The organism is Streptomyces sp. DH10 (genome assembly GCF_029813805.1).
Lineage (GTDB): Bacteria > Actinomycetota > Actinomycetes > Streptomycetales > Streptomycetaceae > Streptomyces > Streptomyces coeruleofuscus.
This window is the reverse complement of record NZ_JARVKU010000002.1, coordinates 554501-565663: the sequence shown is the minus strand read 5'-3', so window position 1 is coordinate 565663 and position 11163 is coordinate 554501. Positions and strand designations below refer to the sequence as shown.

8 protein-coding genes are annotated in these 11163 nt (G+C 71.4%); 5 read left to right on the top strand and 3 right to left on the bottom strand.

All coding sequences use genetic code 11. The features are described from left to right. Positions 1-212 precede the first annotated feature (212 nt). Positions 213-1649 (top strand): DUF2079 domain-containing protein, encoded by a 1437-nt coding sequence (locus QC385_RS06215; RefSeq protein ID WP_279540245.1) that lies wholly within the window; start codon positions 213-215, stop codon positions 1647-1649. Between the two features lie 130 nt (positions 1650-1779). Here the strand turns inward: QC385_RS06215 and QC385_RS06210 are convergent, their stop codons facing one another. Beyond that, positions 1780-4359, bottom strand: coding sequence for an ABC transporter permease (locus QC385_RS06210; RefSeq protein ID WP_279540244.1), 2580 nt, complete (start codon positions 4357-4359; stop codon positions 1780-1782). After that, positions 4356-5144: an ABC transporter ATP-binding protein gene (locus QC385_RS06205; RefSeq protein ID WP_086854879.1), complete on the bottom strand. Its 789-nt coding sequence runs from the start codon at positions 5142-5144 to the stop codon at positions 4356-4358. The genes QC385_RS06210 and QC385_RS06205 overlap by 4 nt, the downstream gene beginning before the upstream one ends. A 529-nt stretch (positions 5145-5673) precedes the next feature. Here QC385_RS06205 and QC385_RS06200 point away from each other — a divergent pair. The 4 genes from QC385_RS06200 (at position 5674) to QC385_RS06185 (ending at position 9919) form a co-directional block, all read left to right on the top strand. Then, positions 5674-7167 carry an MFS transporter gene (locus tag QC385_RS06200; RefSeq protein WP_279540243.1) on the top strand — a complete coding sequence of 498 codons (1494 nt, stop codon included), beginning with the start codon at positions 5674-5676 and terminating at the stop codon, positions 7165-7167. 20 nt (positions 7168-7187) lie between these two features. Beyond that, a complete protein-coding gene (locus tag QC385_RS06195; RefSeq protein ID WP_279540242.1) occupies positions 7188-7709 on the top strand; it encodes a GNAT family N-acetyltransferase in 522 nt (173 codons plus the stop codon). A 153-nt stretch (positions 7710-7862) separates the two neighbouring features. Then, the gene (locus tag QC385_RS06190) at positions 7863-8309 is read left to right on the top strand and encodes a DUF485 domain-containing protein (RefSeq protein ID WP_279540241.1); all 447 of its coding nucleotides are present in this window, start codon (positions 7863-7865) and stop codon (positions 8307-8309) included. After that, positions 8306-9919: a sodium/solute symporter gene (locus tag QC385_RS06185; protein ID WP_279540240.1), complete on the top strand. Its 1614-nt coding sequence runs from the start codon at positions 8306-8308 to the stop codon at positions 9917-9919. Before QC385_RS06190 ends, QC385_RS06185 begins: the two co-directional genes overlap by 4 nt. Before the next feature lie 296 nt (positions 9920-10215). Here QC385_RS06185 and QC385_RS06180 read toward each other — a convergent pair whose 3' ends face one another. Beyond that, positions 10216-11103 (bottom strand): cellulose-binding protein, encoded by an 888-nt coding sequence (locus QC385_RS06180; protein WP_279540239.1) that lies wholly within the window; start codon positions 11101-11103, stop codon positions 10216-10218. Positions 11104-11163 lie beyond the last annotated feature (60 nt).

The following is an 11163-nucleotide window of genomic DNA, read 5'->3' as shown; positions in this document are numbered from 1 at the left end:
AACACGACGGGCCCGACGCGCGTCGCGGGCCGGGGGTCTCCAGCGTACGACGACGCGCGCCCGCGCGTCGGGGCTGTGGATGACGCCCGCTCTCAGCCGGACAAGATCGAACCAGCCGCCCAATCTTCACACCTTCACCTCCACCCGTTGATTTCGCCACGGCAAGATCGGTCCGGTCCCCCGAGCGGTCCCCCCCACCCGTAAGGCCCGGCATGCCCGCCCCCGCCCTCCCGGTCGTCTCTGAGGCCCACATACCGACGCCGGTCGTCCCTTCCCGCGGCGACCGGCATCCGGATCGCGCGCGGTGGGGCCCCTGGGTCCTGGCCGCGTTCCTCTTCGCCGCGTACGCGGCCGTCTCGGTCGGCCGCTACCGGCACATGACGACCCTCTCCTGGGACCTGGGCATCTTCGAGCAGGTCGTGCGGGCGTACGCGCATCTGCGGGCGCCGGTGTCCGACCTCAAGGGGCCGGGTTTCGGCATCCTGGGTGACCACTTCAGCCCGGTGACGGCTCTGCTCGCGCCGGCGTACCGGCTGTTTCCCTCACCGGTCACGCTGCTGGTCGCCCAGGTCGCGCTCTTCGCCCTGTCCGCCGTCCCCGTCACCCGCGCCGCCGCCCGGCTCCTCGGCCGTCGCCGCGGTCTGGCGCTCGGTCTCGCCTACGGGCTGTCCTGGGGTGTCCAGCGCGCCGTCGACTTCGACTTCCACGAGATCTGCTTCGCCGTCCCGCTGATCGCCTTCTCCCTGGAGGCGCTGCTCGCGGACCGCCGGCGCGCGGCCCTGTGCTGGGCGCTTCCCCTGGTGCTGGTGAAGGAGGACCTGGGGCTGACGCTGGCCGCGATCGCGCTCGTCGTCGCCTGGCGGGCGCGCGGCTCGTCGTCCCGGACGGTTCCGTACGCGCTCGGTGCCGCGGTGTTCGGCACGGCGGCGACGCTGCTCGTCCTCACAGTGGTCATCCCGTCGTTCAACACCGCCGGGACCTACGACTACTGGAACAAGGTCAGCGAGTCGGGCAGCCCCCTCGACGGCCTCGGCACCAAGCTCCGCACCCTCGCCTGGCTGCTGATCCCCACCACCGGACTGCTCGCCCTGCGCTCCCCGCTGCTGCTGGTGGCCCTGCCGACGCTCGGCTGGCGCTTCCTGTCCGGCGACGACCACTACTGGGGCACCGACTGGCACTACAGCGCGGTCCTGATGCCGGTCGTCTTCCTCGCCCTCGCCGACGCCCTCACGACCGCGCGCCACAGCCCGCGCCCGTGGCTGAGCTCGTACGCCGCCCAGCTGCCGGCCGCCGTCGCCGCCGCGGCCCTGGCGCTGACCACCTCGCTGCCGCTGGCGCAGCTCACGGAGGCCGGGATCTACCGGAAGCCCGCCGCGGTGTCCGGCGTCGAACGGCTCTTGGCTCGGATCCCCGACGGCGCCACCGTCGAGGCCAACATCGGCCCGATCAGCCGCCTGACCTCGCGCTGCCGGGTCTTCTGGCTCGGCAACACCCGGGGCGTCACCCCCGAGTACATCGCCCTGGAGAACATCGACGGCGAGTACCGCGACCCCGTGGGCTACGCCGGGGACCTGCATCCCGGCGCCGTGTACGCCGTCGCGGGCAAGGCCGACGGGTACGTGGTCCTGGAGCGGCGCACGGCGAGCTGACACCGGACGCGCGGCCCTGTCGGGCAAAGGGCCCGCCCCGGAGGTGGAAACCTCCGGGGCGGGCCCGTCCTCCGCAACCCCCGTGTGCGGTGGTCCTTCGCAACCCCCGTGTGCGGTGGTCCTTGCCCCGCTACTCGGTGGCGATGGCGTTCAGGACGTTCATCCGGCCCGCCCGGAACGCCGGGATGAGTGCCGCGAACAGGCCCACGAACGCCGAGGCGATGAAGACGCCGGTGATCGTCGTCCAGGGGATCTCCAGGACCTCCAGGCCCTCCAGGGCCAGGAGCTGCTGTGCGGTGGCGCCCCAGCCCATGCCCAGACCGAGGCCCAGGAGGGCGCCGAAGAGGGCGATGACGACCGACTCCATGCGGATCATGCGGCGCAGCTGACGGCGGGAGAGACCGATCGCCCGCATCAGGCCGATCTCCCGGGTGCGCTCCACCACCGACAGGGCCAGGGTGTTCACCACGCCCAGGATGGCGACGATGATCGCCAGGGCCAGCAGGCCGTAGATCATGTTGAGCAGCTGGCCGATCTGGTCCTTCAGGGCCTCCTTGTAGTCGGTCTGGTCGCGCACGGTGTACTGCGGGTAGTCGTGCAGCGCCGACTTCAGGGACTTGTAGGCGGCGTCCTGCTGCCCCTCCTTGGCGCTGGCGAAGAGCATCTCGTCCAGCGGCATCTTGTCGGCCGGGACGTACTTGGCCAGCGTCGAGATGGACGTGTACATCGCGCCCGCGTCGATCACGACGTCACTGCTGGTGATCGCCCGGACCGTCAGGTCGGCCGTGGCGCCGTCCTTGAAGGCGACCTTGATCTTGGAGCCGAGGCTGATGCCGTGGTCCTCGGCGAACTTCTCGTGCACCGACATCGAGTCGGCCTTGTAGGCGTCGGGGAGCTTGCCGGCGACCGTCTCGGTGCGCAGGTCGGTCGCGTACGACGGGTCGGCCGCCGTGATCGCCGTGTCCTTGAGCGTCTTGCCGTCGGGGGTGGTGAAGTCGGCCTTGGTCCACTTGTACTCGGTGACCCGCTCCACGTCCGGCGCCGCCTTCGCGGCCTTGACCGCCTGCGGGGTGATCAGCTGGCTTCTGTCGGACTGGATGATGAAGTCCGTGCCGACGGTCTTGTCCAGCTGGTCGGTGGCGGACGCCACCATGGAGGAGCCGACCACGGACAGGCACGCCACCAGCGCGAGGCCGATCATCAGCGCGGCGCCCGTGGCGCCGGTGCGGCGCGGGTTGCGCAGGGCGTTGCGCTCGGCCATGCGGCCGACGGGGCCGAACATGCGCAGCAGGACGGCACCGAGGACGCGGACCACACCCCCGGCGAGCAGCGGGCCGATGACGACGAAGCCGATCAGCGACAGCACCACGCCGAGACCGAGCCACAGCGAGCCCTCCTGGGCCTTGTCGGCCTCCGTCGCCAGGTAGAGGCCGAAGGCGCCGGCGCCGGTGAGGACCGTGCCGATGACGCCGCGGATCCAGCCGGCCCTGGCGTCGGCGGGGGCTCCCGCGTCGCGCAGTGCGGCCATCGGGGAGATCTTGCCGGCGCGCCGGGCGGGCAGGTAGGCGGCCAGGACGGTGACGACCACGCCGAGGACGAGGCCGACCACCGGGGTCGTCCAGGCCACCGTCAGGTCGTCGGTGGACAGTTCCATGCCCATCTGGCCCATGAGCTTCATCAGGCCGACCGCGAGGCCGACGCCCCCGGCCACACCGAGCACCGAGCCGACGACGCCGAGCAGCAGCGCCTCGGCCAGCACGGAGCGGTTGACCTGCTTGCGGGAGGAGCCGATCGCCCGCATCAGGCCGATCTCCCGGGTGCGCTGGGCGACCAGCATGGAGAAGGTGTTGATGATCAGGAAGATGCCGACGAGGAAGGCGATCCCGGCGAAGCCGAGCATCGCGTACTTCATGACGTTCATGAAGCCGGCGACGTCCTTCTGGTTGGCGTCGGCGGTCTCCTTCGCGGTCTTCACCTGGAAGTCGCCGCCGAGTGCGGCCGTGACGTTCTTCTTCAGCTGCGCGTCGCTGACGCCGGAGGCCGCGGTGACGTTGACGTTGGTGTAGACGCCGGTCTCGCCGACCAGGGTCTGCTGGGCGGTCCTGGTGTCGAGGTAGAAGATCGCGGCACCGGGGTTGGTGACCGTGAAGTCGGCGATGCCGGAGATCTTCGTCTTGTGGGTGCCGACGGCGCTGAGCACGCCGATCTCGTCACCGAGCTTCAGGTCGTGCTTGTCGGCGGTGTCGGCGTCGACCATGATCTGGCCGGATTTCTCGGGCGCCGCACCGGAGGTGATCTTCATGGTGCGGGCTTCGTTGCTGTTCCAGCCGCCGACGATGGTCGGGGCACCGCTGGAGGGCGACAGGTTGTCCTTGTCGGCGTCGACGACGGTCACCGACGTCGAGAACACCGCGCCATCGGCGGACTTGACCCCGTCGGCCTTGCGGACCTCGCCCAGCACGGAGGCCGGCATGACCGGCGGCTTGCCGTTGTCGGCGGTCGTCTCGCCGCTGTCGGAGGCGCCCTTGGCGCTCACCGTCACATCCGAGGAGGTGGCCGCGAAGAGCTTGTCGAACGTCGTGGACATGGTGTCCGTGAAGACGAGCGTCCCGCAGACGAAGGCCACCGACAGCAGGACGGCGATCGCGGAGAGCGCCATCCGCCCCTTGTGCGCGAAGAAGTTGCGCATCGAGGTCTTCATGACGGTCATGACGTGCGCCCCCGGGCGTCGAAGTCCTTCATGCGGTCGAGGACGGCCTCCGCGGTCGGCTTGAACATCTCGTCGACGATGCGGCCGTCGGCGAGGTACAGCACACGGTCCGCGTAGCTGGCGGCGACCGGGTCGTGGGTGACCATCACGATGGTCTGGCCCAGTTCGTCCACGGACCGGCGCAGGAAGCCGAGCACCTCGGCGCCGGCGCGCGAGTCGAGGTTTCCGGTCGGCTCGTCCCCGAAGATGATCTCGGGCTGAGCGGCGAGCGCCCGCGCCACGGCGACGCGCTGCTGCTGACCGCCGGACAGCTGGGTGGGCCGGTGCTTGAGACGGTCGGCGAGCCCGACGGTCTCCACGACGCGCGTCAGCCACTGCTTGTCCGGCTTGCGGCCCGCGATGTCCATGGGCAGCGTGATGTTCTCTATGGCGTTGAGCGTCGGCAGCAGGTTGAACGCCTGGAAGATGAACCCGATCCGGTCCCGGCGCAGCTGCGTGAGCTTCTTGTCCTTCAGGCCGGTGATCTCGGTCTCGTCGAGGTAGATCTGCCCGCCGGTGACGGTGTCGAGCCCGGCGAGGCAGTGCATCAGCGTGGATTTGCCGGACCCCGAGGGGCCCATGATCGCGGTGAACTGGCCGCGTGCGATGTCTACGTCGACGTGGTCGAGGGCGACGACGCGGGTCTCACCGGTTCCGTAGGCCTTCACGACCTGCCGCGCTCGCGCGGCAACGGCCGTACGCCCTCCAGTGCCCCCGTGCCTGGGAATGGTTACAGCCGAAGTCACTGTATGTCTCCTATATCGGTCAGCAGATGGTGAAGGCAGTTGCCTGGTCGACAGCCGCGGTACGCGTGGCCGGACCGCTGGGTCCGTCCGACGCGTTTCAGTCTCGCGGCGGGCAGGGGTCCCGCGCCCTGGTGCTCAGCGCAGTCTTTTCCTGTGGAAAACCCCACCCCCGCCGGTGTACGCAACCGCCCCCCGGCGGCATAAAGCCAGGTTAAGGACCGACCCCCGCGCGCCTCGTCCTCCGTCGGTACGAACCCTCCCCAGGTCGTAGTACGGAGGTACCCCTAGGGGCAGTCCACCGAAGGGTGGAGACCGTCTCAGGGTTCGTTCCACCCGTCGGCCCGTTCAGGCTCCACCCTCCCGCTGCCTGAATCAGACAAGGGTCGCGCGAAGCGCGTCGTTGAGGGGTGGAGGTCGGGTGACGGGCGGGCCCAGTGGGAAGCTGCCCGGCGGCAGGTAGGTGCAAGGGGCAGGCAAAGCGACGGTACCCGTGGCGCAGGCGCGGCCGGGCGAGGGGAGGAAATCCGGGGTGGGCAGCACCGGTTCCGCGGCACGCGAGTCCGCACGTCCCGCCACGACAGACCGGCGGGGCGCTGTCGTCGCCGCCCTGATGCTCTCGATGGCGCTGGCGGCGCTCGACGCCACCATCGTCTCGACCGCCGTCCCGCAGATCGTCGGGGACCTCGGCGGTTTCTCCGTCTTCTCGTGGCTGTTCTCCGGCTATCTGCTGGCCGTGACCGTCACCCTGCCCGTCTACGGCAAGCTCTCCGACACCTTCGGCCGCAAACCGGTCCTCGTCGTGGGCTCGGTGGTCTTCCTCGTCGGCTCGCTGCTGTGCGCGCTGGCCTGGAACATGGGGGCGCTCATCGCGTTCCGCGTCGTCCAGGGCCTGGGCGGCGGCGCCCTTCAGGGCACCGTCCAGACGCTCGCCGCCGACCTCTACCCGCTGAAGGACCGTCCCAGGATCCAGTCGAAGCTGTCCACGGTGTGGGCGGTCTCGGCGGTCGCCGGTCCGGGTCTCGGCGGTGTCCTCGCCGCCTACGCGGACTGGCGCTGGATCTTCCTGGTCAACCTGCCCATCGGGGCGGTCGCGTTGTGGCTGATCGTCCGTCACCTCCGCGAGCCGGAGCGGGAGACCGGCACGCACGCGCGCGTGGACTGGGCCGGCGCGCTCGCGGTGTTCGCCTGCGGCGGTGTGCTGCTCACGGCCCTGGTGCAGGGCGGGGTGGCGTGGCCGTGGCTGTCGGCACCCTCGCTCGCCCTGTTCGCCACGGGACTCGCCCTGGTCGCGGTCGTGGTGCTGGTGGAGCGCCGGGCGGCGGAGCCGATCATCCCCGGCTGGGTGTGGCGGCGCCGTACGATCGCCGCGGTCAATCTGGCCCTGGGCGCGCTGGGCCTGCTGATGGTGGCGCCGGCGGTGTTCCTGCCCACCTACGCCCAGTCGGTGCTGGGCCTCGCGCCCGTGGCCGCCGGATTCGTGCTGTCCGTATGGACGTTGAGCTGGCCCGTATCGGCGGCGCTGAGCCAGCACGTGTACCGCAGGATCGGCTTCCGCAACACGGCGATGCTGGGCATCGGAACCGCCGCGCTGATCCTGTTCGCCTTCCCGTTCCTGCCGTACCCCGGGCAGGCCTGGCAGCCGACCCTGCTGATGCTGCTGCTCGGGGCCGCGCTGGGCCTGTTCCAGTTGCCGCTGATCGTCGGGGTGCAGTCGACGGTGGGGTGGGCGGAGCGCGGCACGACGACCGCGTCCGTGCTGTTCTGCCGCCAGACCGGCCAGACCATCGGCGCGGCGCTCTTCGGCGCGGTCGCCAACGGGGTGCTGGCGGCCCGGCTCGGCGGCGCGAGCGACCTCGACTCGGTGACCCGGGCCCTCAACTCGGGCACCGCCCCGGAGGCGACCCGGCGGGCGATCGCCGACGCGGTGCACGCGGTCTACCTGGGTGCCTCGGCCGCGGCGGCACTGGCGTTCCTGGTGCTGCTGTTCCTCGCGCCGCGGAAATTCCCGGTGCTCAAGGACTGACCGTACGTATCCTCCCGCCCATGCTGACCTTGGAACCGCTCCGGGCCGATCACGCGGACGCGCTGCTGGCCTTCGAGCGGGAGAACCGGGCGTACTTCGCCCGCTCGGTGCCGGACCGCGGGGACGCCTACTTCACGGCGGCGGGGTTCGCCGAACGCCACCGGGCGCTCCTCGACGAGCAGCACGCGCGCGTGTGCCGCTTCCATGTCGTCCTGGACGAGGAGGGGACCCTGGTCGGCCGGGTGAACCTGGTCGACGTGACGGACGGCCGCGCCGAACTCGGCTACCGGGTGGGCGAACGGGCCGCGGGCCGGGGCGTGGCGACGGCGGCCGTCGCTCAGGTGTGCCGCCTGGCCGCCACCGACTACGGGCTGACCTCCCTCACCGCGGTCACGACCCTGGACAACCCGGCCTCCATGACCGTCCTGGCCCGCAGCGGCTTCACCCGCGTCGAGGACACCACCGTGGCCGGCCGCCCCGGAGTCCGTTACGTACGCCACCTCGGACGACTCGACGCCCGGAAGCCGGGCCAATGCGGATAACACCCGAGGTCAGCTCAGTAAGCGCGTACCGACCAATCAGTTTGACCAAAGGCTCGCGTCCACCCGGTACCGGGAAGTAACGTGCGTGGCTCCCACCCCCCAACCTCCCTGCGGTCCGCCGCACCGGGTCCCACCCTCGCAAGGAGCACCGGGATGTCCTACGACCCGCCGCCACCGTCCTACCCGTACCGGCCGCCGGATTCCTCACCCTCCTACGACACCTACCCCTGGCAGCCGCAGCAGCCGCCCGTGCCACCCGAACCGGCCGGGCGGCGTCCCCAGCGCCACGCCGCGCTCGGGCACCACAGCGACCTGCGGGTGCTGCGCAGCGCCTACCGCTGGCAGCGGCGCGTGGCCACGCTCACGGCGCTCGGCTACTTCGTCCTGTTCCTGATCCTGTCGGCGTTCGCACCGTCGTTCATGACCAGCACCGTCACCGACGGCCTGCCCACCGGCCTGCTGCTGGCGCTCGTCCAGGTCCCCGTGACCTGGCTGGCGATCGCCCTGTACGAGCAGACGGCCCGCCGCCGCGTCGACCCCCTCGCGGACCGGATACGCAAGCAGGCCGAACTGGACGCCAGGCGGGAGGAAACGCGGTGACCACCGAGTTCAGCGGCAACGCCCAGTCGATGTCGCTCGTGGGCTTCACGGCGGTGGCCACGATCACCCTGCTGCTGTGCGTGATGACGGGCCCCGACCGGGACGACCTCGACGAGTTCTACACCGGCTACAGCTCCCTGTCCCCCATACGCAACGGCCTGGCGATCGCCGGCGACTACATCTCCGCCGCGACCGTCCTCGGCACCGGCGGCGTGATCGCCCTCTTCGGCTACGACGGGACCGTACTGGCCCTCAGTACGGCGCTGTCGCTGATGCTGCTGATGTTCCTGCTGGCCGAACCGCTGCGCAACGCGGGCCGGTTCACCATGGGCGACGCGCTGACCCGCCGTATGCCGGGACGCGCTGTCCGTATCGCGGCCTGTGCGGTGACCCTGGCGGCGCTGGTGCCGCTGATGGTGGTGCAGCTGGCGGGCACCGGGCAGCTGATGGCGTTCGTCCTCGGCTTCTCCGGCGAGTCGTTGCAGACGGGCTGCATCATCGGCGTGGGCGCGCTGATGATCAGTTACGCGGCGATCGGCGGAATGAAGGGCACCGCCCTCATCCAGATCCTGAAGATCGTGATGCTGCTCGGCTCCGGCATGGTGGTCGCGATGCTGATCCTGCACCGGTTCGACTGGGATCCGGGGGCCCTGTTCAACGCGGCCGCCGCGAACAGCGGTGTGGGATCGGCGTTCCTCTCCTCGGGGCTCCAGTTCGCGAGCGGCCCCAGCCCCGACCTGGACATGATCACCGCGCAGCTGACGGTGGTCCTCGGCGGTGGCGTACTGCCGCACGTCACCATGCGCATGTACACCGCCTCCAGCGCCCGGCAGGTGCGGCGGTCGATGTCCTGGGCGGTGTCGGGCGTGGCGCTGTTCGTGCTCGTCATCACGGTCGTCGGGTTCGGCGCGACGGCCCTGGTCGGGCGGGCGGTGATCGCGCAGGTGGACCCGCAGGGCAACACGGCCTACCTGCTGGGCTCCCAGGCGGCGTTCGGCCCGGACGTGTCGACGGCGGAGACGTTCCTGTTCACGACCGTCACCACGGCGGTCTTCCTCACGCTGCTCGCATCGGTCGCCGGGATGATCCTCGCCTGCGCCAATTCCCTCGCGCACGACGTGTTCGCGGCCCGGGTGCGGGAGATGTCACCGCGCCGCGAGATGACGGTGGCCCGGGTATCGGCGCTGGCGGTGGGCGTTCCGGCGATCCTCCTGGCCACGCTCGTCCAGCATCGCAGCCTGCAACCCCTGGTGACGCTGTCCTTCTGCCTGGGCGCCTCGGCCATCGCGCCCGCGCTGGTCTACAGCCTCTTCTGGCGCCGCTACACCCGGACCGGCCTGCTCAGCACCCTCATCGGCGGCTCGCTGGCCGTCCTGCTGCTGATGCCGGGCACCAACCTGGTCTCCGGCTCGCCCGTCTCCGCCTTCCCCGACGCCGACTTCAACTGGTTCCCGTTCACCACCACGGGTCTGCTCTCCATCCCCCTGGGCTTCGCCTGCGGCTGGCTGGGCACGATGGCCTCCGGCCGCCGCAAGTCGGAGGAACAACGCCACGAGTACGAGGCGGTGGAGGCCTGGATCCTGGCGGGCGCGGTGCGCAGGGACCGCTGAGGCGGGGCGGAGGGCACGGCGTCCCGGCGGCCCGGGGTTCCGTGCCGCGGGGTTCCGTGCCGCGGGCGGCGGCCGGGGGCATGAGGTCACCCGACAGCGAGGCCTGTTACGGCTGCCGGCCGTTACGGCTGCCGGCCGCAGGTTACGGGCGTAGGCCCCCGGCGGCCGCCAGGGACGTCGGTGGCGAGGGTGCCGCCGGGGCCGCCCTGCTCCCCGTCGGCCACGGGCCGCCGCCTCGCCCTCGCCGCACACGACGGCAGGCTCTTAACCAGGCCCGCCCTGGCCCTTCAGTCCCCTCACTCCGCCGCCACCCGCCCCGCCCACGCCGTCAGGCTGGTGTGTACGCGGTCGATGTGTGCCCGTGCGTCGTCGCCGCGCTCGGCGTGCTCGTGCAGCACTCGTTCCGTCTCCTGTTGGACGGACTCCGCGTGGGCGTGGGCCTGGGCGAGCAGCTCCGCGGCGCGCGCGGCCGCCTCTTCCTGACGGTGCCGGGTCGAGTCCTCGGCGTCGGCGAAGGCCTGCTCGGCCTCGGACAGCTCCCTCTCGGCCCGTGACATCGCTTCCGCGTGGCGGGCGTCCAGCGCGGCCGCTCGGGCGGCTTCCTCCCGGTCCGTCTCGGCCCGCTGCTCGGCGTGCTCCTTGGCCTGCTCGGCCAGCATTCCGGAGGTGCGCTGCCGCATCTCCCGCAATGCGGCCAGTGCCTCGCCCCGCTGCTCCTCGGCCTCACGGCCGGCCACGGCCCGGATCTCGTCGGCCTCGGCGCGCGCCGCGAGCAGCCGCTGCCGGGCGCGTTCGTCCGCGTCGGCGCGTACGGCGTCGGCGTGCGCCTGCGCGGACTCGCGCACGCCGGCCGCGGACACGCACGCCCCGTCCACGAGTTCCCGCGCCTCCCGCCGCGCCCCGTCCCGTACGGCCGCGGCTTCTTCCTGCCCGAGTTCGAGGAGCCGCCGCGCCCGCTCCCCGAGCGACTCGTAGGTCTGCGGGACCAGCCGCGCGACGGCCTCCCGCAGTTCCTCCAGTTCCGCGTCCATGTGCCGGGCGAGCACCGTCAGCCGTGCGGCCCTCTCCCAGGCCGCGTCACGATCCTCGGAGAGGGCCTCGGCGTACTCGTCGACCTGCTCGGGACGGTAACCACGCCCCCGCACGGCCGGAAAGCCGTGCGGAGACACCGATGCGCTGCTCATGCCGGAGCCCCTCTCCACCACGCCGACGCGCGATCGAGCACGAAATGGGATGATTCGCGC